The organism is Amycolatopsis echigonensis, from assembly GCF_014174495.1.
Taxonomy (GTDB): domain Bacteria; phylum Actinomycetota; class Actinomycetes; order Mycobacteriales; family Pseudonocardiaceae; genus Amycolatopsis; species Amycolatopsis echigonensis.
The window spans coordinates 81,940-106,749 of sequence record NZ_JACJHR010000017.1 but is presented as its reverse complement, the minus strand read 5'-3'; the positions used below and the strand labels follow the sequence as shown (position 1 = coordinate 106,749).

At 71.7% G+C, this 24,810-nt stretch carries 11 protein-coding genes; 10 read left to right on the top strand and 1 reads right to left on the bottom strand.

From position 1 onward, the window contains the following. Window positions 1–61: 61 nt before the first annotated feature. From H5411_RS14580 to H5411_RS14550, 7 genes are read left to right on the top strand one after another with little or no spacing between them, the layout of a single operon-like run. Window positions 62–1,060 carry an ABC transporter substrate-binding protein gene (locus H5411_RS14580; protein WP_183124083.1) on the top strand — a complete coding sequence of 333 codons (999 nt, stop codon included), beginning with the start codon at window positions 62–64 and terminating at the stop codon, window positions 1,058–1,060. Beyond that, on the top strand, window positions 1,057–2,040 hold the full coding sequence (locus tag H5411_RS14575) for a FecCD family ABC transporter permease (RefSeq protein WP_183124082.1): 984 nt from the start codon (window positions 1,057–1,059) through the stop codon (window positions 2,038–2,040). Before H5411_RS14580 ends, H5411_RS14575 begins: the two co-directional genes overlap by 4 nt. Next, entirely contained in the window at window positions 2,037–3,059 is a 1,023-nt protein-coding gene (locus tag H5411_RS14570) for a FecCD family ABC transporter permease (protein ID WP_101439010.1), read from the top strand. Before H5411_RS14575 ends, H5411_RS14570 begins: the two co-directional genes overlap by 4 nt. Continuing rightward, the gene (locus tag H5411_RS14565) at window positions 3,056–3,832 is read left to right on the top strand and encodes an ABC transporter ATP-binding protein (protein WP_183124081.1); all 777 of its coding nucleotides are present in this window, start codon (window positions 3,056–3,058) and stop codon (window positions 3,830–3,832) included. Before H5411_RS14570 ends, H5411_RS14565 begins: the two co-directional genes overlap by 4 nt. 16 nt (window positions 3,833–3,848) lie before the next feature. Then, entirely contained in the window at window positions 3,849–13,697 is a 9,849-nt protein-coding gene (locus H5411_RS14560; RefSeq protein ID WP_183124080.1) for a non-ribosomal peptide synthetase, read from the top strand. Between the two features lie 41 nt (window positions 13,698–13,738). Then, window positions 13,739–15,049: a DHA2 family efflux MFS transporter permease subunit gene (locus H5411_RS14555; protein ID WP_183124103.1), complete on the top strand. Its 1,311-nt coding sequence runs from the start codon at window positions 13,739–13,741 to the stop codon at window positions 15,047–15,049. Then, window positions 15,050–16,072, top strand: coding sequence for a 3-deoxy-7-phosphoheptulonate synthase (locus H5411_RS14550; protein ID WP_183124079.1), 1,023 nt, complete (start codon window positions 15,050–15,052; stop codon window positions 16,070–16,072). On the opposite strand, the gene H5411_RS14545 is transcribed toward H5411_RS14550, so the two are convergent. Then, window positions 16,038–16,871 carry a helix-turn-helix transcriptional regulator gene (locus H5411_RS14545; protein ID WP_312878256.1) on the bottom strand — a complete coding sequence of 278 codons (834 nt, stop codon included), beginning with the start codon at window positions 16,869–16,871 and terminating at the stop codon, window positions 16,038–16,040. The two genes, H5411_RS14550 and H5411_RS14545, sit on opposite strands and share 35 nt — an antisense overlap. A 254-nt stretch (window positions 16,872–17,125) precedes the next feature. On the opposite strand from H5411_RS14545, the gene H5411_RS14540 reads away from it, so the two are divergent. From H5411_RS14540 to H5411_RS14530, 3 genes are all read left to right on the top strand, one after another. Beyond that, window positions 17,126–18,754: an AMP-binding protein gene (locus tag H5411_RS14540; protein WP_101439015.1), complete on the top strand. Its 1,629-nt coding sequence runs from the start codon at window positions 17,126–17,128 to the stop codon at window positions 18,752–18,754. Window positions 18,755–19,175: 421 nt separating this feature from the next. Next, window positions 19,176–20,609: an LCP family protein gene (locus H5411_RS14535; protein ID WP_101439016.1), complete on the top strand. Its 1,434-nt coding sequence runs from the start codon at window positions 19,176–19,178 to the stop codon at window positions 20,607–20,609. Between the two features lie 271 nt (window positions 20,610–20,880). Further along, window positions 20,881–24,765 (top strand): Pls/PosA family non-ribosomal peptide synthetase, encoded by a 3,885-nt coding sequence (locus H5411_RS14530; protein WP_183124077.1) that lies wholly within the window; start codon window positions 20,881–20,883, stop codon window positions 24,763–24,765. Window positions 24,766–24,810 lie beyond the last annotated feature (45 nt).

Here is a 24,810-nt window from a genome sequence, read left to right as displayed (position 1 = left end):
CGGTTCTAACCGGCATAAACACTCACGACCCCCCGATCCGCACTACCTGAGGACCCCTCGCATGACCGTCACCAGAACCACCCGTCTCGCCGCCGCTGCCCTCGCGGCCGCCCTCACCGTCGTCGCCGGCTGCGGTTCCGGCGACGCGCAGAGCGGCGCGAGCGACGGCCCGACCCGCGTGTTCGCCGCCGACAACGGCCAGATCAAGATCCCGGTCAAGCCCAAGCGCGTGATCGCGACCGGCTACGCCGTCCCCGCGCTGCTCGAAGCGAAAGCGCCGCTGGTCGGGATCTCGACGTGGAAGCGCGGCCTGCCGATGATGACGACCGAGGACCGCACGAAGTACGACGAACTGCCGAAGGTCGCGGGCGAGCAGGCCGCCGAGACGAACTACGAAGCGATTGCGCAGGCCGATCCGGACCTGATCGTGATCGGCGTGCCGAAGCCGGTGCTCGCGGACATCGACGTCAAGCGGCTGCAGGAGATCGCGCCGGTCGTGGCGATCGGGCCCTCGGTGCCGTCGGCGTGGCGGGAGCTTTCGCGCAAGCAGTCCGACGCGGCGGGCGCGCTGGCCGGGTTCGACGCCGCGCGCCAGGAGTACGAGGCGAAGGCGAAGCAGCTCGCGGACAAGTACAAAGCCGTTCTGCCGCAGCTGAAACTGGGCCACGTCGGTGCGTACGGCGAGGTCGCGAAGGGCAACTTCCAGCGCGAGTTCAAGGATTCCTGGGGCACCAACGTCGCACAGGACATCGGCGCGAACTACTTCGGCCAGGTGAAGGTCAAGGGCGGCGGCTCGAAGGACGTCAGCGAGTACCCGTCGATCGAGGAGCTGCCGACCGCGTTCGCGCAGGCGGACGCGATCACCTACTCGGTGAAGCCGGACGGCTCGGTGCCGCCCGCGGTGAAGTACGTGCTCGATTCGCCGCTGTGGAAGGAACTTCCCGCGGTGAAGGCGGGCAAGACGTTCGCCTTCCGCTACACCGAAGCGGCCACCTACCGGGCGGCGATGAAGACGCTGGACGCGGTGGACCAGGCGTTCGCGCCGCTGCTGAAGAAGTGACCGCGCGCAGCCGGACCGCGCTGCTGGCCGCCGCCGTCGTCCTGCTGGCGGCGGTGGCCGTGGTCAGCGTGGGTGTCGGCGCGCACGGCATCGCGCCGGCGGAGGTGCTCCGGGCCATTTTCGGAAACGGCGATCCGGCCGATCAGGCGGTGGTGCGCGATGTCCGGGCGCCGCGTGCGCTGCTGGCGGTCGGCGTTGGCGCTGCGCTGGCGGTGGCCGGGGTGCTCGTCCAGGTGTTGTCGCGCAATCCGCTGGCCGAACCCGGCGTGCTCGGCGTGACGGCCGGTGCCGGGTTCGCCATCACGATCGGTTCCGCGCTGGGCATCGCCGTTTCCGCGTCGGGGGAGCTGCTGTTCGCGGTGCTCGGCGCGGTGCTGGCGACCCTGCTGGTCTACGCGGTCGGCCGGCGGTCGCCGTTGCGGATGGTGCTGACCGGCACCGCGCTGACGTTCGTGCTCAGCGGCGTTTCGCTCGGGCTGCGGCTGCTGCTGCCGGACACCTTCGACCGGTACCGGTTCTGGGCGGTCGGTTCGCTGGCCGGACGGGAACAGGCCCCGCTGACGGTTCCGCTGGTCGTGATCGCGGTGAGCGTGGTCGCGGCGTTTCTGTTGAGCCGTCAGCTGAACGCGCTCGCGCTGGGCGACACCGTCGCGCACACTCTCGGCGCACGTGTGGCCCGGATTCGCGCGGTGACGCTGGTGCTGATCACCTTGCTGGCCGGAGCCGCGACCGCGGTGGCCGGGCCGATCCTGTTCGTCGGATTGATCGTGCCGCATCTCGCGCGGCGCGCGGCGGGGGCGTCGGTGCCGTGGCTGACGGCATTCGCGGTGGTGCTGGGGCCGATTCTCCTGCTGGTGTCGGACATCGGCTCGCGCGTGCTCCTGCCGACTGGCGAGGTGCCGGTCGCGATCGTGACGGCGTTCGTCGGCGGCCCGGTGCTGATCTGGGCGGTCCGCAAGTACGGGACGGCTGCGCTGTGACCGCGTTCGTGTTCCGCCGAGGGCGGGTTTCGCTGCGGGTCGAGCGCCGTACGGCCGTTCTCGTCGCCGTGCTCGGCGTCGTTCTCGCCGGTCTCGCGCTGCTGGGGCTGTGCTACGGCGCGGCGTGGGCGAGTCCGGCGCGGGTGTTCGCCGCGCTCGGCGGGGCGGGCGGCGGACCGGGCGTGGTGATTCGCGAATGGCGGCTGCCGCGCGTGGCGGCCGGGCTCGTGTTCGGTGCCGCGCTCGGACTGGCCGGCGCGATTTTCCAGAACGTCACGCGGAATCCGCTCGGCAGCCCGGACGTGATCGGTCTCGACTCCGGCGCCTACACCGGCGCGCTGGTCGCGATGACGGTGCTGTCCGGCTCGCCCACACAGCTGACCTTCGCGTCCGTGGTCGGTGGGCTGGTCACCGCGGCTGCGGTCTATCTGCTGTCGATGGGCGGCAGCCGGTCCGGGTTGCGGCTGATCGTCATCGGGATCGCGATCAACGCGATGCTGACCGCGTTGAACTCCTGGATCGTGCTGCGGGCCGACCTGGAAGTGGCGATCGCCGCGGTCGGCTGGAGCGCCGGTTCGCTCAACGGCATCGGCTGGAGCGACGTCGCGGTGCCGTTCGGAGTGCTGGCCGTGCTGTTCGCGGTGCTGCTGACCCGGGCGCCCGCGCTGCACCAGTCGGCGCTCGGCACGGAACTCGCGGTGACAACCGGGGTCCGGCACGAATCCCTGCGGCTGCAGCTGATCGTCCTCGGCGTCGGCTGCACGGCGACGGTCACCGCGGTGGCCGGGCCGATCGCGTTCGTCGCGCTCGCCGCCCCGCAGATCGGCCGCAGGCTCGCCCGCGCGCCCGGCATTCCGCTGCTGCCCGCCGCGCTGACCGGCGCGGCGTTGCTCGCCGGGGCCGACCTCGTCGCGCAGATGCTGCTCGCCCCGGTGTCGCTGCCGGTCGGCGTGATCAGCACGGCGATCGGCGGCTGCTACCTGATCTGGCTGCTCACCAAGGAGGTGCGGCGGAAGTGACCGCCCGCTTGACCGCGCGGGACCTCACCCTGCGCTACGGCGACCGCATCGTGTCGACGCGGTTGCGGCTCGACGTGCCCGACCGCGCGTTCACCGCGGTGGTCGGCCCGAACGCGTGCGGCAAATCGACATTGCTGCGCGCGTTCGTCCGGCTGCTGCGTCCGGCCGAGGGCGGCGTGACCTTCGACGGCCGCGAGGTCGGAGCGTATCCGGCCAAGGCGCTGGCGCGCGAACTCGGCTTCCTGCCGCAGGATCCGTCCGCGCCGGAGGACGTCCGCGTCCGGCAGCTGGTCGCGCGCGGGCGATTCCCGCATCAGTCGCTGCTGTCGTCGTGGTCCGAGGAGGACGAGAGCGCGGTCGTCAGCGCGATGACCGCGGCCGGGGTCGCCGGGCTGGCCGACCGTCCGGTGCAGGAGCTGTCCGGCGGACAGCGGCAGCGCGTGTGGATCGCGGTCGTGCTCGCGCAGCGCACGCCGTACCTGCTGCTCGACGAGCCGACGTCGTTCCTCGACATCGCGCACCAGTACCAGGTGCTGGAGCTGCTGAAGCGGCTGCGCGACGAGGGCCGCACGGTGATCGCGGTCCTGCACGACATCAACCAGGCTTGCCGTTACGCCGACCACGTCGTCGCCATGCGCGACGGGCGGGTCGTGGCGCAGGGCGTGCCCGGCGACGTCGTGGACGCCGCGCTGATCAAGGAAGTCTTCGACCTGCCGAGCGTCGTGGTGCCCGATCCGGTCACCGGGACGCCGATGGTCGTGCCGTCGCTCTGACCTTGGGAGTCACCAGTTGAGCACCGCACTTGCCACGCTTGAGCTGACCAGCGCCCAGCTGGGCATCTGGAACGCGCAGCGGCTGGAACCGGATTCGCCGTACTACCTGGTCGGCGATGTAGTCGAGATTTCCGGCGGCGATCCGGTCGACGTCGCGGCGCTGGCCGAGGCGATCCGGGCCACGACCGAAGAGGCCGAAAGCCTGCGGCTGCGGGTGCTCGACACTCCGGACGGGCCGCGGCAAGTGGTGTCCGCCGAGCCGGTGCCGTTGCCGGAAGTCGTTGACCTGCAAGGGGAACCGGACCCGCGCGCGGCGGCGCACGCCAGGGTCGCGGCGGAGCGGCAGCGGGTGGCCGAGGCGTGCCGCGGGATGCTGGACCGGGCGTTGTTCTCGCACCTGATCCTCCGGCTTTCCGATGCCGAAGTGTGGTTCACGCAGCTCGGCCACCACCTGGTGTTCGACGGGTACACCGCGGCGATGCTCGCCCGGCGCACCGCTGCCCGGTACACCGCGGCGGTGCGGGGCGAAGACGTGCCGCCGTCGGCCTTCGGGCGGTTCGCCGACCTCGTCGAGGCCGACCGCGCGTACCGGATGAGCGAACGGTTCGCGCGGGACCGCGAGTATTGGTGCGACCGGTTCACCCCGATGCCGGAGCTGGCCGAGGACGCGAGCGCGGCCGGGCCGCCGGAAGCGACGTGCACCGCGCGCGCCGAACTCACCGCGGACGAGGTCGCCGCGCTTGGCGAACTGGGAAAGCGCGCGGGGACGACCTGGGGCGACGCTCTGATCGCGTGCTACGCGGCGTTCCTGCACCGGGTGCTCGGGACGTCGGACGTCGTGTTCGCGGTGCCGTTGATGTGCCGGGCGGGGGTGGCGTTGCGTACTCCGGCGATGGCGGTCAACGTGCTGCCGTTGCGGGTTCGCGTGCAGCCAGGCGACCGGCCGGAAGAGCTGACCGCGCGGGTCGCGCAGGCACTGCGGGAAATGCGCGCGCATCAGCGGTACCGGGGAGAGAACCTGCCGCAGGACTTGGCGGTGCCCGGCGCGGGCGCGTTGCTGCACGGCCGCGGGATCAACCTGAAGGCGTTCGACCTGGAGCTGGCGTTCGGCGAGGCGCGCGGGACGATGCGGAACGTCGCGGGCGGGCCGCCGGAAGACATGGGACTCAGCGTGCTGCCGACCGCTGGCGGCGGGCTGTTGCTCGGGTTCGAGGTCGATGCGCGGTCTCAGGACCAGGCGGGCGTCGATGCGCAACTCACCGCGTTGAAGGCGTTGATCTCCGCGTTCACCGGGGCGGATGCGCCGGTGGTCGGCGGTGCGGATCTGGTGCCGGACGTCGCTGCTTTGCTCGCCGAATGGTCGACCCCCGCGGTGTCCTCGGCGGGCGAAGGACTCCTTGCGGGACTCGGTGGTCAGACCGCGCTGGTGTGCGGCGCTGATCGGCTCACCGGCGACCAGGTGCGGGACCGGGTGCACCGGCTGGCGCGGGCGTTGCGGGCGCGGGGCGTCGGCGCGGACGACGTGGTGGCGCTGGCATTGCCCCGCTCGGTCGATCTGGTGGTGGCGCTGCTGGCGGTTCTCGACGCGGGCGCGGCGTTCCTGCCGCTGGACCTCGCCCATCCGGCGGAACGGCTGCGTTCGCTGGCCGCCGAGGTGAGCCCGAAGCTCGCCGTGACGGATTCGGACCTGCTGCCGGACGTACCGCAGCTCCGGTTGGACGACCCGGCGGTACGGGAGGAGATCGCCGCGCATTCTGCCGCCGAGTTGTCCGATGTGGACCGTCATCCGGAACATCTCGCGTACGTCATCTTCACCTCGGGTTCCACCGGGCAGCCCAAGGGCGTGCTGGTCCGGTCCGGCGGGCTGGAGACGTTGCTGCGGAACCACCGCGCGACCACGGTCGCCGAGACCGCGCAGGGGCGGCGGCTCCGCGTCGCCCACACGTACTCGTTCGCCTTCGACTCGGCGATCGAGCAGCTGCTGTGGATGCTGTGCGGGCACGAATTGCACGTCTACGACACAGAAACCGCGCGCGACGTCGATGCGCTGCACGCCGTTTTCGTGCGGGACCGGATCGACGTCATCGACACGACGCCGTCGATGGCGGCGCCGTTGCTGGACGCGGGGTCGCTCGATCCGGCGTTGCTGGTGCTCGGCGGCGAGGCGACGCCTCCCGCGTTGTGGCAGCGGATCGCTTCGTCCGGTGTCCGGGCACGCAACATTTACGGCCCGACCGAGACCACTGTGGACGGTGCGAGCGCGCCGATCACCGGTGGCGAACCGGTGATCGGGTTCGCGGTTCCCGGGACTCGGGCGTACGTGCTCGATGCCGCGCTGCGACCGGTGCCGCCGGGCAGTCGCGGAGAGTTGTATCTCGCTGGGCCGCATCTGGCTCGCGGTTATCTCGGCCGCCCGGGCGGGACGGCGGAGCGGTTCGTCGCCGATCCGTTCGGACCGCCGGGGGAGCGGATGTACCGGACCGGCGACGTCGTGCGCTGGGTCCCCGGGCGTGGGCTGGAATACCTCGGCCGACGCGACGGCCAGGTCAAGATTCGCGGGCACCGCGTGGAATTGGCCGAGGTCGAGTCTGCGCTCGGCGCGCTTCCCGGCGTTCGGGCCGCCGCGGCGGCGGTGCGCGGGCCGCGGTTGATCGGATATGTCGTCGGCACCGGACTGGTGGCGGAAGACGTTCGGGCGACGCTCGCGCAGCGGTTGCCGGAGGCGATGGTCCCGGCGGCGGTCGTGGTGCTGGACGAACTTCCGGTGACCAGCAACGGAAAACTCGACCGTGCCGCGCTGCCCGCGCCCGTGGCCGCAGATGGCGGACGGGAACCGCGGACCGAGCGGGAACGGTTGCTGTGCGCCGCGATCGCCGAGGTCATCGGCGTGGAGCGGGTCGCCGTCGACGACGATTTCTTCGCCCTCGGCGGCGACAGCATCACCGCGATCAGTGTGAGCAGCCGGTTGCGGGCGCACGGACTGGACTTCCGGCCGCGGGATTTGCTGGCGCGGCGCAGTTTCGCGGCCTTGGCGGCGGCGAGCCGGGATCTGTCCGAACCGGACAGTGCGCCGGACGAGCCGATCGGCGAGGTTCCGGCACCGCCGATCGTGCGGACGTTGTTCGATCTCAATCCGGATCTGGACGCGATTGCCGGCTATGCACAGTGGACAGTGCTCCGGGTGGACGGTCCGGTGCCCGGTTTGCTCGAAGGCGTCCAGACGATTCTCGACCACCACGACGTGTTGCGCCTTCGCGTCGAACCCCACGGATTGGTGATCCGGCCGCGTGGCGCGGTCGACGCGGCAACGGTGGTCAGCGAGGCGACGGGATCTCCGGCTGAAGCGGCGAAGCGGCTGGCGTCCGAATTGGACCCGCGCGCCGGAGCGATGCTGCGGGTCGCGCGGCTCGGGGACCAGCTGGTGATTGTCGTGCACCACTTGGCGATCGACGGGGTTTCGTGGCGCATCTTGCTGCCTGATTTGCAGACTGCCTGTGAGGGCGGGGTGCTCGAACCCGTGCGCAATTCCTGGCGACGGCACGCCTTGGTGCTCGCCGAGCAGGGCGCGAGTGGTGCGCGGCGCGGCGAGCTCGAGTATTGGCGGTCGCCGCGAAAGAGCAAGCTCGAACCGACGCGCGACACCGTTGCCACCGCACATCGTTCGGTCACCGTCGCCACCGAAGAGGAAAGCACGGCGATTCTCACGACCCTGCCGGCGGCTTATCGCGCAGGCGTGGACGAGGTGCTGCTCGCCGCGCTCGTGCTGACACTGCGCGGGGACGAAGACGCGCTGACGGTCACGATGGAGGGGCACGGCCGCGAAGGACTGGATTTCGCCCGAACCGTCGGCTGGTTCACCGCCGAGTATCCGGTCCACCTCGAACTGTCTGGTGTGGACACTCTCGATCGGCTGCTGCGCTCCGTCAAGGAAGCACGGCGCGCGGTACCGGACGGCGGGGTCGGGTTCGGCGTCCTCCGGTATCTCGATCCCGGTGTGGAGTTCACGCCGGAAATGCCGGACGTCCTGCTCAATTATCTCGGCCGGTTCACCCCGCTGTCCGGCGGCTGGCAGCTGCCGGACGAGGATCCGTTCGCCGTGATCGAGCCGCCCGCGAAGGCGTTGGAGCAGGTCCTGGCGTTGAATTGCTTTGTCCGCGAGGAAGGCGTGCCGCGGATCGCTGTCGAATGGACCGCCGCCAGCCGGGTTCTGCCGCCGGAGGAGGTCGAACGCCTGCAGGAAGCGTGGGCGGCGGCGCTGGCCGCGCTCGCCGCTCACGCGCGGGAGGCCGCCGGTGGGCTCACTCCGTCGGACCTTCCGCTGGTCACGCTCACTCAGGACGACATTGCCGTCCTCGAACAGCAGGGTCCGATCGCCGACGTCCTGCCCGCGACGCCGTTGCAGGCCGGGCTGTCGTTCCACACGCTGACCCGTGGCGGACCGGACGTCTACACCGTGCAGGCGGTGACCCGGTTGGAGGGCAAGCTTGCTCCCGCGCGGATGCGAGCCGCCGCCGAGGAGCTGCTGCGCCGGCACCCGGCGCTGCGCGTCCACCTGCACACGACAGCGGCGGGCGAGGTGGTGCAGGTCGTGCCCGCCGACGTGCACCTGGACTGGCGGCACGTCGAGCATCCGGAGGGCGCCGACGACGAGTGCGCCGCCGAACTGGCCCGGCCGTTCGACCCGGCGGTTCCGCCGCTGATCCGGTTCCTGCTGCTCACTCTCGGCCCGGCCGAACACCGGCTGGTGCTGACGATCCACCACGCGCTGCTCGACGGGTGGTCGATGCCGCTCGTCGGCCGCGCCCTGCTGGCCACCTACGCCGAGCTGGACGGCGGACCGGCCGCTCCGGTCGCGCCGCCGTTGGCCGAGTACCACCGGGTGCTGGCCGCCCGCGATCACGACGCGGCGGTCGAGGCCTGGCAGAAGGCTTTGGCCGGGCTGGAAGAAGGAACCCAGCTCGCGCCGGCGACCACTGAGTCCGCTGTGGACCGTCCACAACGGATCTGGGTCGGACTCGGCGCGGAGTTCAGCGAACGGCTGCGCGGCTTCGCCCGGGAACGCGGCGTGACGTCGACGGCGGTGTTCCAGACCGCGTGGGGCGTCCTGCTGGCACGGCTCACCGGACGGCAGGACGTGGTGTTCGGCTGTCCGGTGTCCGGCCGTCCGTCCGACGTTCCGGGCGTGGAAGCGATGATCGGGCAGCTCGGCACGACCATTCCGGTGCGCGTGGCGTTCGCCCCGTCCGACCCGGCGTCGGCGGTGCTGGCGCGGGTGCAGGACGAGAACGCGCGGCTCACCGAGCACCATCACCTCGGCCTGCCGGACATCCAGCGCGCCGCGGGCGTCGGCGATCTCTTCGACACGATGCTGGTGATGGAGAACTTCCCGCTCTCCAGCCGCGAACGCGAACCGCTCGCGCCCGGACTCGATCTCGCGGGCGTCGACATCACCGACGCGACCCATTACCCGCTGACCGTGATCGTGCTGCCCGGCGACGAGATCTCGATCGGCCTCGGCTACCAGCCGCAGGCCTTCGACGAATCGACCGTGCAGGCTTACGGCCGCTGGCTGACGACGCTGCTGCACGAGATCGTGGCCGACCCGCAGCAACCGGTCGCTCGCCTGCGTTCTCTGGGCACCGAAGAGGAAGCAGCCCTGCTGCGGCAAGGAACCGGGCCCGAGCCACGGCGGGAAGCCGGTACTTGCCTGGAGGAATTCGCCCGCTGGGTGCGGGAAAGTCCGGACGCCGAAGCCGTCGTGTGCCGGGACCGCAGCCTGACCTACGCGGAACTGGACCGGAAGGCAAACCAGCTCGCGCACGCGCTGCGCGCGGCCGGGGTGCGGGAGCAGGACCCGGTCGCGGTGCTGCTGGAACGGGACATCGAGCTGGTGGTCGCACTGTTCGGCGTACTCAAAGCCGGTGCGGTGCACGTGCCGATGGACCCGACCTATCCGGCGGAACGCTTGACGCATCTGGTGAAGGACAGCGCTCCCGCCGCGGTAGTGTCCACTTCGGACCCTGGCTTCGGCATTCCGGTGATCGACCCGCTTGTCCTGAATGGACCGTCTGCTTGGGACGACGTGGTCCCGTCGCCGGACTCGCTCGCGTACGTGATCTACACGTCCGGTACCACCGGAAAGCCGAAGGGCGTCGCGATCACCCATCGCGGCCTCCCGAGCCTGGTCGCGCTGCAGGAGGACGTCGTCGGGATCCGGCACGGCGAGCGGTACCTGCACTTCGCGTCCACGAGTTTCGACGTGTCGTACTGGCAGTTCTTCCTGCCGCTGCTGTCCGGCGGCACCTCGGTGATCGCGCCGGAGGAGGTCCGCGGGTCCGGCGACGACCTGCTCGCCTACGCCGCCGAGCACCGCGTCACCGGGCTGAACCTGCTGCCGTCGTTCCTGTCCGCGATGCCGGACGACGCGACGGTGGACCCGGAGGTGTTCTTCGTGGTCGGCGCTGAACGGCTCGACCCGGAGCTGGCGCACCGCTGGGGCGACCGGCGCGCGCTGTTCAACGCCTACGGCCCGACCGAGGTCACGATCAACTCCGTTACCTGGGCGTACTCCGCCGACGATCCCGGTCCGCTGCCGATCGGCCGGCCGGACCCGCAGGTGCGGGCCTACGTCCTCGACGCGGGGTTGCGACCGGTCGGGGCCGGCGTCACCGGCGAGCTGTATCTCGCCGGGCCGAAGCTCGCGCGCGGGTACGTGAACCGGCCGGGGCAGACCGCGGAGCGGTTCGTGGCCGACCCGTTCGGCGCGCCCGGCGACCGGATGTACCGCACCGGCGACCTGGTGCGCTGGCGGCCGGACGGGCAGCTGGTGTTCCTCGGCCGCGCCGACCACCAGGTGAAACTGCGCGGGTTCCGGATCGAACCGGGCGAGATCGAGTCGGCGCTGGCCCGGCATCCGGACGTGCGCGCCGCGGTCGTCCTGGTGCGCGAGGACCGGCCGGGGGGCCGGAGGCTGGTCGGTTACGTCGTGCCGGTCGACGGTGCGGACCCGGATCCCGTTGCGCTGCGCGAGTATCTGGCCGCTGAGCTGCCTGCGCACATGGTGCCGTCGGCAGTGCTCGTGCTGGAGCGGCTGCCGCTCGGGCCCAGCGGCAAGCTCGACCGCGCGGCGCTGCCCGCGCCTGGGCCGCGCAACGTCGCCGCGGCTCGGCAACCGGCGACGGAAGCGGAAACGGTGCTGCTGCAAGTGGTTCGGGAGCTGCTTGGCCCGGACGTCACGATCGACGACGGATTCCTCGACGCTGGCGGCGACAGCATCGCGTCGCTCCGGCTGGTCGCGCGTGCTCGGCGGGAGGGTCTGCACCTGACCGCGCGGGACGTTTTCGAAGGCGGCACGATCGCCGGGGTCGCGGCCCGCTGCAGCGACCAGACCGCGGTGGTGGCACCGGACCTCACACCCGCTGTCGGGGACGCGCCGCTGACGCCCGTCATGCGGGAGCTGCTGGAACGCGCCGGTTCGGACGCGGACGGGTTCTGTCAGTGGGTCGAGGTGTGCGTCCCGTCCGGCGGTGACGTGTCGAGGTGGCGGGCGGCGCTTGACGCGGTCCTCGAACGGCACGATGTGCTGCGTTCTCACTTGGCGGGCGACGTGCTGCGCGTTCCCGAGCCTGGTGCGGTGACCGGCGCGGACGTGCTGATGGTCGTCCCGGCGGGCGAGGACGCGGATCTGCGGGTGCTGCTGGACGACCAGATCACGGCCGTCCGGTCCGCCATGGACCCGCGGACGGGGCCGATGCTGCGTGCGGTCTGGGTGGACGCCGGGCCCGCGCGTCCAGGGCGGCTCGGGCTGGTCGCGCACCATCTCGTCGTGGACGCCGTGTCGTGGCGGATCCTCCTCGACGACCTCGAGCAGGCTTATCTCGGCCGCAAGCTGCCGGAGCGCGGGCCGTCGTTCCTCGGCTGGGCACGTGCGTTGGTCGCGGCCAAGCCCGCGCGGCAGGTGGAAAAGCCGCATTGGCAACGGATTGCCGCATCGGCCCGTCCAATCAGTGGAACTGCGCGGCACCACGAGATCGAGGTGTCGGAAGAGATCACGCACGCAGTGCTGACGACGTTGCCGGGCGCTTATCGGACCGGTCCGGACGCTGTGCTGCTCACCGCTTTCTCCCGCGCTTACCGTGCTTGGCGCGGCGCGGACCTGCTGGTCGCGTTGGAAAGCCACGGCCGTCCGGACCACACGCCGGACTTCGCCGGAGCCGTCGATCTGTCCCGTACGGTCGGCTGGTTCACCGCGATGTACCCGGCGCGGATCACGCCGCCTTCCGACGAGACCGCTATTGCCGCGGTCCGCGATCAGCTTCGCGCTGCCGGCGACGGGCTCGGGTTCGGGATCCTCGGCGGGACGTCGACCGGAGCAGACGTCAGCTGGAACTATCTCGGCCGGTTCGAGGCGGCACCGCGGCAGGAGACGCCGTGGCAGCGGCCGCCGGACGCCGATCCGCTCGGCTCAGCCGGAGCACCGCTCGCCCACGCGCTGATGGTGAACGCGATGGTGCGCGACGATCGGCTGGCCGCGCGGTTCACCTGGCCGTCCTCGGAGTTCAGCGCGGACGAAGTCGCGGCGCTGGGAGCGGCGTTCCAGGAGGAACTCACCGCGCTGGCCGCCGCGATGCCGGCAGGCGAACTGCTGCCGTTGACCCCGCTGCAGGAGCTGATCCTGCGCGAATCGCGGGCCGCGGACGAGGATCCGTACCCGGTGCAGGCGGCGTTTTCGCTGGTCGGAGCGCTGGATCTGGCCGCGTTGGAGGCCGCGGCGAACGCGTTGGTGCGGCGGCACCCGAACCTGGGCGCGGTCTTCCCGGCCGGGCACGAGGTGCAGGTGCTGCCGACGGATCCGCAGGTCGGCTTCCGCGTGCGCGAGGTGTCCGGGGACGTCGAGCGGCTGCTCGCGGAAGACCTCGCCGAGCCGTTCGACCCCGGTGCGGGGCCGTTGCTGCGGGTCACCGTGCTCCGGTACGGCCCTGACCGGCACGACTTGGTGCTCACCAGCCATCACCTGCTGTCGGACGGCTGGTCGGCTCCGCGGATCCTGGCTGAACTGTTCGCCGGGTACTCCGGGGAATCGCTGCCAGACGCGGTGCCGGTGTCGCGGTACACGCGCTGGCTCGCGGCGCGGGACCACGCGGTCAGCGGGCATGCGTGGCGAACCGAACTGGCTGATCTGCCGCCGCGGGAACTCCTGGGCGGACAACCCGCGGCCGCCGAGCCGGAACTGTTCACTGTGGACGCTCCGCTCGTCGCCGAGCTGACTCGAGCCGGTGCCCGCCACGGGATCACGGCGGGGACGTTGCTGCAGGGAGCGTGGGCGGCGGTGCTCGCGGCCCGGGCCGGGGTCGCCGACGTAGTGTTCGGGACGATGGTTTCCGGCCGGACGTCCGAAGTGGACGGTGTCGAGGAGATCCTCGGATTGCTCGCCACTACGGTTCCGGTGCGGGTCCGGTTTGCCGGAACCGTGGCGGAGACGCTGCGGAAAACCCAGGCCCGGCACCAGGAACTGCTCCCGCACCAGCACGTCGGCCTCGCTGAACTAGCTGCCTTGACCGGGCGGGACCGGTTGTTCGACAGCCTGGTCGTGTTCGAGAACTACCCGGTGGACCCGGCGAAGCTGCGCGAACCGGCCCCTGGGCTGACGATCACCGGAACAAGGTTCCGCGAGCGCACGCACTATCCGATGACGGTCACGGTGGTGCCCGAACTCGCGGGCGGCTGGTCGGGCGTGTTCGGCTATCAGGCCGGGATCCTGACGCCCGCGGAGGCCCGGTCGCTGGTCGCGGACCTGCTGCGGTTCCTCGGCGAGCTTCCGTCCCGGTTGGACGACGACGCGGGTGAGTTCGCGAGGCCGCGGTGAACCTGTGGCGGACCGCGTTCGTGCTCGTGCTGGGCACGTTCATGGCGACGCTCGACAGCACGATCGTCTCGGTCGGCGTGGAAACGCTGGCGCGGCGGTTCGACGCGCCCGTCACCGAGGTCCAGTGGGTCACCACGGCGTATCTGCTCGCGGTGGTGACCGCCGTGCCCGCGTCCGGCTGGCTCGCCGCGCGGTTCGGCGGGCGGCGGACCTGGCTGACCGCGGTGGCCGGGTTCGTGCTGGCGTCGCTGTTGTGCGGGCTGGCGAGTTCGTTGCCGATGCTGGTCGCGTTCCGGGTGCTGCAGGGGCTGGCGGGCGGTTTGCTGCCGCCGACGGGACAGGCGTTGCTGGCGCGGGCCGCCGGGCCGGAGCGGATCGGACGGCTGATCAGCGTCGTCGGCGTGGTGCCGTTGCTGTCGCCGGTGCTGGGACCGCTGGCGAGCGGGGCGATTCTCACCGTCGCGGACTGGCCGTGGCTGTTTTACGTCAACCTGCCGGTCGGGATGGTCGCGGTACTTCTCGCTCTGCGGTATGTCGCGGCGGACCAGCCAGCAGACCCGCGCGAACCGTTCGATTTCCGGGGTGCGGCTTTGCTTTCGCCGGGGCTCGCCGCGGTGGTGTTCGGGCTGACCGGATTCTCCGACGGATATCCGAAATGGCTTTCCTCGGCGGCTGTCGTGGTGGGCTTGTTGATGCTGACGGCGTTCGTCCGCCACGGATTGAAGGCGCGGGCACCGTTGCTCGACCCGCGATTGTTCACTCGGCCGCCATTCGGTGCTGCGGCGTTGGCGCTGGTCGTGCTGGGCGCTTCGGTATTCGGCACGATGTTTCTGCTGCCGTTGTATCTGCGGCGCGGTGCCGGTTTGGGCGCATGGGACACCGGATTGTTGCTGGTGCCCCAAGGAATCGGCGCGGCCGCGGGGTCGGTGCTGGTGCATCGCCTGGTGGATCGGATCGCTCCGCGGACGCTGGTGGTGTCCGGAATCGGCTTGGTAGCGCTCGGAACCGCGGCGTTCACTCAGCTGGGTCCGGAACTTCCGGACGCCGTGTTGGCCATTTCGTTGCTGCTGCGGGGATTCGGGGCGGCGATGATCAGTGCGCCGGTGCTGGCACTGGTGTACCGCAGCCTGGAGAAAACCCAGCTGCCGAAAGCGGCCGGCGCGCTGAATTTGCTGAACACGCTGGGCGGTTCGGTGGGAACCGCGGTGCTCGCTCTGGTGTTGCAAAACCGGTTGGCCGCACGGGGCACCGAGGTCGCGGCGGCCTTCGCGGACACGTTCTGGTGGGTGCTCGGACTGGTCGTCGTGGCGGCTGCCGGGGCGGCGAAGCTGCCTAAGGAAAGGAGCCGGTAGATGCAGGACACGTTGCCCAGCCCGGTGGAGGTGACGGCGGGCGCCGCGCCCGACGTCGCGCGGCACCGCGAAACGGTCTCCGCGGTGCTGGCCCGGCGCGATCCGCGGTTGCTCGTGATCGTCGGGCCGTGCTCGGTGCACGATCCCGCGGCGGCGCTGGACTACGCCGCACTGCTGGCCGGTGCGGCGGCCCGGTACTCCGGCGACCTGGTGGTGGTTTTGCGGGCGTACCTGGAGAAACCGCGGTCGGTGACCGGGTGGACCGGGTTCCTGCCGGACCCGACGCTGGACGGCAAAGGCGATCTCGCCGCCGGAGTTCGGCTGGGCAGGCGGTTCCTGCTCGACGCGGCGGCGACCGGGCTGCCGCTGGCGTACGAGTTCGTGGATCCGGTGCTGGCGCCGTACGTCGCGGACACGGTGAGCTGGGGCGCGATCGGGGCGCGGACGGTGGCCAGCCAGCCGCACCGGCAGCTGGCGTCGTGGTTGCCGATGCCGGTCGGGATGAAGAACTGCGTGTCCGGACGGCTGGGGCCCGCGGTGGACGCGATCCGCGCGGCCGGGGCCGCGCACGCGTTTCCCGGGCTCGGCGCGGACGGGCGGATGAAAACCTTGCGCAGCAGCGGAAACCCGGACGCGCACCTGGTTCTGCGCGGGGGTCCGGCGCCGAATTACGACGCGGCGTCGGTCGCGGAGGCGATGAAGATGCTCGGGGAGGCGGGGCTGCCTCGAAGAGCGGTGGTCGACGCCTCGCACGGGAACAGCGGAAAGGACCACAACCGGCAACCGGAGGTGGTCGCTGACGTGGCGGAGCAGATTCGCGGCGGAGCGGCGGTGGCCGGGGTGATGATCGAGTCGTATTTGCGGGACGGGGCACAGGATCCGGAGCGGGTGCCGGCTGACCGGGCGGTGAGCCGGACGGATCCTTGTCTCGGCTGGGAGCGGACCGTGCCGTTGCTGGAGGCACTGGCTGTCGCCAGCCGGGAGCGGGCTAAGGCAGGAGGTTGGCTCGGCGGGCGGCGTTGACGGCTTGGAGGCGGGTCTTCGCGTCCAGCTTCCGCATCGCGTTGCGCAAGTAGCTTTTCACCGTTTCCGGGCCCAATCCGAGCGCCTCCGCGATGTCGGCGTTGGTCTGTCCGGCGGCTGCGCCCTCGAGGACGTCCAGTTCGCGCGCCGAGAGGGACGGTCGCGGCCCGCGCGCCGCCTCGCCGGTCAGGGACTGGCACACCGCGTCGATACGGGCGCGCAGGCTAGGGTCCTCGATAGCGGCGGCGATACGGCGAAGCTCCGCGTGGCTTTCCCGGACCGCTTCCAGGTCGGCCGGTTTCCCCGACGGCGCGGCTCCCGGCTCCGGGGCGAGCAGGTCCAGCCGCCGGCGCACTTCCGCACGGACAGCCAGCTCTTGCTCCAGGTCCCGCGCCACCTCGACCATCGCGGTCACCGACCGGTCGCCGAAACGGACGTGCTCGCGGACCGCTCCGTACAGCACCGCGCGGACGGTCCGGTGCACGATCACCGGCACCGCCATCACCGACCGCACGCCCTCGGCCTGGACCGCTCGGTCGAAATGGTGGCTGATCGCGTCGCTGGTGTAGTAGTCCGGCAGCACCACCGGTTTCCGCACGCCGATCGCGCGGCCGCCCAGGCCCTTGCCCTCCGCGACGACGAGGCCGAGCAGCGACGTGGTGGTGTTGCCGAGCAGTTCGGTCATCCGCAGCCGTTTGCCGTCCACGACCTCCCCGCCGAACGACAGCGGCACGCCCGCCGCGCCGCGGAGCTTGGCCAGGGCGCGGCGGACTTCGGCGGCGGTCTCGGAGGTCGTCACGGCAGGCACCCCACTTCGGCGGCACGGAGGCTCCGGCAGGAGGGGTGATTCTACCCAGCCGCGCAGCGGCTGTCGTCGCCTCCCGGGCGAACCTCCAGGTCAGCGCGGGTTTCGGAAGCGGGTCGGCCTCGCCCGCCAGGACGCCGCCTCCTCGGCGCCGCCGGGGCCGACTACCCCTCTTCGGGGGTGGCCGGCCGGCTGACCTGCGGCGACGATGTGCCGACACCGGCCGACGATGACCGTGGAGCAGCCCCGTGAGCCCTGAACGCACCCTGTTCGACCTGTTGCAGACCTACGCCGCGCCGGACGCGGACGCGACTCATCTGCTGTGCGGACGGCATCCCGCCGACGCCGTCGCGTTCACCCTCGTCGAGGCCGACCTCAGCAGCCGCGACCTCACGTTCGGCCAGCTCGAGGCCGCTTCCGCCCGGTTCGCCGCCGCGCTGGCCGCGCATGGCGTGCGTCCCGGCGACCGGGTCGCGACGCTCATGGGCAAGTCCGCCGAACTGGTCACCGCGCTGCTCGCGATCTGGCGGCTCGGCGCGGTCCACGTGCCGCTCTTCACCGCGTTCGCGCCGCCCGCGATCGCGCAGCGGATCGTCGGCAACGGCACGCGCGTGGTCGTGGTCGACGCCGGTCAGCGCGCGAAGCTCGACCCCAGCGAGGACCTGCCCGCCGACCCGTCGCGGATCATCGTGACGACCGGCGAGGCGTCCGGCGGCGACCTGTCGTTCGAGGCGCTGCTGGACGAGCCGCACCCGCTGTCCGACCCGGTCGCGGTCGGCGGCGACGGCACGCTGGTCGAGATCTTCACCTCCGGCACGACCGGCACCCCGAAGGCGGTGCCGGTGCCGCTGCGCGGACTCGCCGGAATCCACTCCTACCAGGAGTTCGGCCTCGACCAGACCGACGAGGACGTCTTCTGGAACGCCGCCGACCCCGGCTGGGCGTACGGGCTGTACTTCGCGTTGCTCGGCCCGCTCGCGACCGGACGGCGCAGCCTCCTGCTGCACGCCGGGTTCAGCCCGGAACTGACCTGGCAGGTCCTCGAACGCTTCGGCGTCACCAACTTCACCGCCGGTCCCACCGTGTACCGCGCGCTGCGCAGCTCGGGCCTGCCGGTGCCGTCCGGCCTGCGGCTGCGGCACTGCTCGTCGGCGGGGGAGCCGCTGACGCCGGACGTCGTGACCTGGGCCGAGGAGGTGCTCGGCTGCCCGGTGCGCGACCACTACGGCCAGACCGAAACCGGCATGGTCGTCGGCAACGCCTGGCATCCGCACCTCATCGCGCCGGTCAAGACCGGGTCGATGGGGCGGCCGCTGCCCGGGTTCGCCGTCGAGGTCCTGAAGGCGGGCAGCGACGAGATCGCGGAGGTCGGCGAGACCGGCCGCGTCGCGATCGACGTGTCCGCCAGCCCGCTGATGCCGTTCTCCGGCTACCGCGACGCCCCCGAACGGACCGCGGAACGCTTCAGCGCCGACGGCCGCTGGTACTACACCGGCGACATCGCCGCCCGGGACCGGGACGGCTACCTGACCTTCGGCTCCCGCGACGACGACGTCATCCTCATGGCGGGCTACCGGATCGGCCCGTTCGAGGTGGAAAGCGCGCTGACGCAGCACGAGGCCGTCGCGGAAGCCGCGGTGATCGGCGCGCCGGACGAGCTGCGCGGCGAGCTGGTGGTGGCCTACGTCGTGCTGAACCCCGGCGCCGAGGGATCGGACGAGCTGGTCGACGAGCTGAAGCAGACGGTCAAAACCCGCCTGGCCGCCCACGTTTACCCGCGGCGGATCCACTTCGTGGCGGAACTGCCGAAGACGCCGAGCGGCAAGATCCAGCGATTCGCGCTGCGGAGCCGGGAGCTGAGCACCGCTTCGAGCTGAGTCTTCCGGCGGGCGGTACCCCGTTGGCCCGGTGCCGCCTGCTCTGCCCGGCCGGGTCGCCCTCGCGTTGCGGGGGCGACCCGGCCGGGCAGGGTGGCGTCTTCCGTCCGGTCCGAATACGGTCGGCTTCGCTTGCCGGTCAACGACATCTGGGGCGGCGCGGCTCAAGGGCGGTCCGGTGGGCTGGAGCACGACCTCGACGCCGGGTTCTCCCGCTGGGCGCGGAGACGCGTCTGGGCACGTCGCATTTCCTGCTGCCGTTGGCGATTCGGGACTCCGCGCGCCGACCCTCCAAAGTGTGCCGTTTCGCCCGCGACAGCCCGTCTGACCTCGGCGGACTGCCCGGACGGCCACCTTTCTCATCGCTCTCACAGGAACCCCGGAGTACACCCGGATGCGCCGGAGGGAGGAGCGGTGATCGATGGAGCGCGCGAACGGGCACTGGGCCGAGCGGATCGGCGTGGTCGTGCTGGTCGCGGTCCTGCTGGGCGGGGCCGCCTACGGCTGGGCCGAGCTGCGCGCGCTGCTGTCCGGGGTGACGACCTCCACCGCGCTCGGCGGGCAGGCCCGGCCGGGCGGGGACACGAACATCCTCGTCATGGGACTCGATTCGCGGCTCGACGAGCGGGGCGAACCGCTGCCCGCCGACCTGTACGAACAGCTGCACGCGGGAGACCAGCACGTCGGGGGCTACAACACCGACGTCCTGATGCTGCTGCACGTCCCGGCCGACGGCGGGCATCCGACGGTCATCTCGATCCCGCGCGACGACTACACCGATCTCGCCGGCTGCCCGGACGGGGTGTGCAAGGGCAAGATCAAGGAGGCTTACGGGTACGCGTTCGCCGCGGAGTCCAAACGTCTGACCGCGCAAGGCGTCACCGAGAAGGCGGCTCGCGAACAGAGGTCCCGGGACGCCGGCCGCGCGGCGGTGGTCGCGACGGTGCGCCAGTTCCTCGGAGGGGTCGCGGTGGACCATTTCGTCGAAGTCACCCTTGTCGCGTTCTACCAGCTGGCCCAGGTCGTGCAGCCGATCACGGTGTGTTTGACCGACGCCACGCAGGACAGTTATTCCGGAGCGGATTTCCCGAGCGGGCAGCAGCGGATTTCCGCGGCGCAGGCGCTCGCGTTCGTGCGGCAGCGGCGCGATCCGCGGCACGAGTTCACCGAGCTGGACGGGGAACGGCGGCAGCAGGCGTTTCTCGTATCGCTGGCGCATCAGCTGAACGAAGGCCGGGTGTTCGGTGACCCGGTGAAACTCGGACAGCTGGTGTCGGTCGCCAAGGAGAATGTCGCGATCGATTCCGGCCTCGACCTCAACGCGCTGGCGCGGCAGGCGGAATCGTTCGCCGGCGGGGATCTGACCTTGGCCTCGCTTCCGGTCGAACGGTTCGAAAAAGACGCCCGGGGCGAGGACGTCAACATTGTCGATCCGGTGAAAATCCGCGCCGCCGCGGCCCGGTTGCTCGGGCGGACGGTCCCGCCGCCGCCCGCCGCGACTGCCGGGCCGGTGGTGGACGTGGTGAACGCGAGCGGCCGCGAGGGCGCGGCCGCCCGGGTGCTGAAGACGCTTCCGTCGCGGGGATACCGCACCGGGCGCACGTCCAGCGCGCGGCACACGCACCGCACCGTGGTCCGGTACGGGAGCGGGGATTCCGCGTCGGCGGCGAAGCTCGTGGCCGCGCTCGGCGGCGGGTACGCCGTGGACTACGACGGCGCGCTGGCCGCGGGGGAGCTCAAACTGGTGCTGGGCACCGACTTCCGGGAAAAGGCCGACCAGGTGGACCCGGTGCCGGTCTCCCCGGTTTCGCCCGCCGACGAATTGTCCGGAGGCGGGGTGCCCTGCGTGCGGTGAACGGGAGAAGCACAACGTTCCTGTGAACCCGTTGAGAACGAATTCCGAAATTAACTCTTCTGAGTGACCTGGGCGGCACTGCGTCCGCTAATGTCCGGACCCGAGTGACGAGCCGCACAGCCGCGGCTGGGGGATTGCCCGATATCTGTTCTTGTTCCGATTTCAGTGCCCGGGTACCGCGCTGCTGCTTCAGCCCGGCCTCACGCCGCCCATTGTTGAGTGGTGTCCGGCCGGTTTCGTGACTCCTGTTCTCCTGGAAAGAGGTTTTCCTGTGACGCTGGACGCGGATCGGGTGCGCACAGTCGCGCCCGAGAGGCTCGCCGATGGGGCGACGGCGGTTTACCAGGCGGGTCCGGCGCCCGCCGCGCGCACGCTTTACGACATTTTCGCCGAAACGGTGCGCAAGCACCCGGATTCGCTCGCGCTGGACGACGGAACCGAGCGGGCGACGTACCGCGAGTTCGCCGCGCAGGTCGAAGAGCTCGCCGGACGCCTCCGTGCCGCCGGGGTCCTGCCGGGCGACCGGGTAGGCATCCGGATGACTTCCGGCACCGCGGCGCTGTACCGCGGCATTCTCGCCGTTCTTTCCACCGGAGCGGCCTACGTCCCGGTCGACGCAGACGATCCGGCCGACCGCGCCGAGACAGTGTGGGCCGAAGCACAAGTGAGCCTGGTCCTGAGCGATGCGGGATTGCCGCCTGCGCGCGGACCGCGGTGGCCGCGGGTCCGTCCGCAGCCGCAGGACGACGCGTGGATCATCTTCACCTCCGGTTCCACCGGCAAGCCCAAGGGCGTCGCCGTCACGCATCGCGCGGCCGCGGCCTTTGTGGACGCTGAAGCGCGGTTGTTCTGCACCTCGCGGCCGCTCGGTCCGGGCGATCGCGTGCTGGCGGGGCTGAGTGTCGCGTTCGACGCGTCGTGCGAGGAAATGTGGCTGGCGTGGCGGCACGGCGCGTGCCTCGTCCCGGCTCCGCGCTCGCTCGTCCGCGCGGGGGCGGACCTCGGGCCGTGGCTGGTCGAGCGCGGCGTCACAGTCGTGTCGACGGTGCCGACGCTCGCCGCGCTCTGGCCAGTGGACACGCTGGCCAGCGTCCGGTTGCTCATCCTCGGCGGCGAAGCGTGCCCGCCGGAGGTCGTGACGCGTTTCGACGACGGCAAACGGGAAATCTGGAACACTTACGGCCCCACGGAAACCACCGTCGTCGCGTGCGCCCAGCGCCTGCGCGCGGGCGAACCGGTGCGGATCGGGCTGCCGCTCGACGGGTGGGAACTCGCGGTCGTCGACCCGGAGGACCCGGCGGGCATCCCGGTGCCGTGGGGCCGCAGCGGCGAGCTGGTCATCGGCGGCGCCGGGCTCGCCCGGTACCTCGACGCGGCGAAGGACGCGCAGAAGTTCGTGCCGCTGCCGGGGCTGGGCTGGAGCCGTGGGTACCGCAGCGGCGACCTCGTGCGCGCGGTGCCGGAGGGACTGGAGTTCGTCGGCCGCGCGGACGGACAGGTCAAGATCGGCGGACGGCGCGTCGAGCTGGGCGAGATCGACGCCGCGTTGCGGGCCCTGCCGGGTGTCGCCGCGGCCGCGACGGTAGTGCGTCGCACGGACAGCGGTGCGCAGGTGCTGGTCGGCTACGTGGTGCCGGAGGGCGATGGCCTCGACCGCGCCGCCGCGCGCAGCCGCCTCCGGGACCGGCTCCCGGCCGCCTTGGTGCCGCGGCTGGCCTTGGTGCCGGACCTGCCGGTGCGCGCGTCGGGCAAGCTCGACCGCGACGCGTTGCCGTGGCCGCTGGAGGAACCGGTCGCCGCGCCGGTGGTGCCGTCCGATCCGAAACTGGCGTGGTTGTCGCGGGTCTGGAGCGAACACCTCGGGACCGCGGCCGGTCCGGACGACGACTTCTTCGATCTCGGCGGATCGAGTGTGACCGCCGCGCGGCTCGTTTCCGTGCTGCGCGAACGGTATCCGAACGCGGCAGTGTCCGATGTGTACTCCTGCCCGACGCCGCGCGAGCTGTACGAACGCCTCGCCGGAGCGCCGGTCGAAACTGCCGCGGCGGAAGAGCCGCGGGTCGCCGCGGCGCGCGGCGCCGGGTGGTGGCAGGCCGGGGTGCAGCTGGTTTTGCTGGCCTTGTCCGGAATGCGGTGGCTGCTTTCGGTGTCGCTGCTCGGCTCGCTGGTTTCGCTGGTGCTGCCGTTGCAGTGGCTGCCGCGGATGTCGTGGTGGATCCTCGTGCCCGCGTGGCTGGTGCTGCTGAGCCCGCCGGGCCGGATGCTGCTCGCCGCGGGAGGCGTGCGGGTACTGCGCGGAAAGCTCGAGCCAGGGGAGTACCGCCGCGGCGGCATCGTCCACCTGCGACTGTGGACGGCGGAACGGTTCGCGGCCGTGGTCGGCCCGCCCGGAGTCGCCGGTACGCCGCTCGCCGCGCCGTACGCCCGGTTGCTCGGCAATCGGGTCGGCCGGGGCGTGGACCTGCACTCGCCGCCGCCGGTGAGCGGTCTCGCGGACTTCGGCGACGGATGCGCGATCGAGCCCGAGGCGGACCTCGCCGGGTGGTGGCTGGACGGCTCGGTGCTGCGGATCGGCCGCGTCCGGGTCGGGGCCGGCGGCCGGGTCGGCGGTCGCAGCACGCTGCTGCCGGGCACGGATCTCGGCACCGGCTCGGTACTGCTGCCCGGTTCGACGCTCGACACCCGCGTGCCGGACGGCGCGGTCTGGGGCGGATCCCCGGCCGGGCCGTCGGGCGAACGTCCGTCGCGGCCGGCCGAGGCGGCCCCGCGGGCGAAGCGGTACTCGCTGGCGTTCGCGCTGGGCGGGACGCTGCGGTCGGTGTTCCTGGTCGTGTCCGCGGTTCCGCTGATGCTGGTCGCGCTCCTGCTGATCCCGGCGGCGGACGATCCGCGCGGCGCCGCGCTGGCGATCCTGCCGTGGACGCCGCTGCTCGTCTTCGCCGGAATCGTGGTGTACGCCTTGACGATCGTCCTGCTCGTGCGGCTGGCCGGCCGGGCCGTCCGGCCGGGCGTTTATCCGGTGCTGAGCCGGGCGGGCTGGGCGGCCTGGTTCGTGCACGAACTGCTGGAAATCGCGCGGCGGCAGCTGTTCCCGCTCTACGCCGCGCTCGCGACTCCGGCCTGGATGCGCCTGCTGGGCGCGCGGATCGGCCGCGACGTCGAACTGTCCACTGTGCTCAGTCTGCCGTCGCTGCTGCGCGTACGGGACGGCGCGTTCCTCGCCGACGACGTCCTCGCCGCCCCGTACGAACTCGACCGCGGCTGGGTCCGGCTGGGCGTTTCGGAGGTCGGCGAACGCGCGTTCGTCGGCAACTCCGCGGTCGTCGGTCCGGAAAGGAAGCTCGGCTCGGGCTCGCTGGTCGGCGTTCTGTCCGACACCCCGACGGAGGTCCCCGACGGCACGTCCTGGCTCGGCCGGCCGGCGTTGGAGCTGCGCCGGACTGCCGATGCCGTCGACCCGGCCCGCACTTTCGCGCCGCCGCACCGGTTGAAGCTGGCCCGCGCGTTGGTCGAGTCCTGCCGGATCGCACCGCTGCTCATCGCGGGCCTGCTCGGACTCGCGGTCACCGCGGTACTCACCGGAGTGGACATCGCGGACGGCTTCTGGGTCGCCGCCGCCCTCGCGCCCGCGGTGTTCGTCTCGGCCGGTCTCTTCGCCGCGCTGCTCACGACGCTGGTGAAATGGACACTGGTGGGCCGCTTCCGGCCGGGACGCCATCCACTGTGGAGCGCGTTCGTGTGGCGGAACGAGCTGTACGACACGTTCGTCGAGACGCTCGCCGTTCCGTGGTTCGCCGGATCGTTCCTTGGCACGCCGGTGCTGAACTGGTGGCTGCGGACCCTCGGCGCCCGGATCGGTCGCGGTGTCTGGTGCGAGAGCTACTGGCTGCCGGAAACGGACCTCGTCCGCCTCGGCGACGGCGCCGTGGTGAACCGCGGCTGCGTGCTGCAGACGCACCTGTTCCACGACCGCGTCATGCGGCTCGACCCGGTCCGCCTCGGTGCCGGCGCGACCCTCGGCCCGCGCGCGTTCCAGCTGCCGGGCAGCGGGGTTTCCGACGGCGCGACCGTCGGGTCGGGTTCGCTGGTGATGGCGGGGGAGACGCTCCCGGAGCGCACCCGGTGGCGGGGAACGCCGGTCCGTCCCTGGCAGTGAGGGCTTGTGAGTGTTTATCCCGGTTAGAACCGGGATAAACACTCA

Excerpts from the sequence above, each read along its gene's own strand:
- H5411_RS14550 (WP_183124079.1), top strand. The coding sequence starts at position 15,050 with ATGCAGGACACGTTGCCCAGCCCGGTGGAGGTGACGGCGGGCGCCGCG.
- H5411_RS14555 (WP_183124103.1), top strand. The coding sequence starts at position 13,739 with ATGGCGACGCTCGACAGCACGATCGTCTCGGTCGGCGTGGAAACGCTG.
- H5411_RS14580 (WP_183124083.1), top strand. The coding sequence starts at position 62 with ATGACCGTCACCAGAACCACCCGTCTCGCCGCCGCTGCCCTCGCGGCC.
- H5411_RS14535 (WP_101439016.1), top strand. The coding sequence starts at position 19,176 with ATGGAGCGCGCGAACGGGCACTGGGCCGAGCGGATCGGCGTGGTCGTG.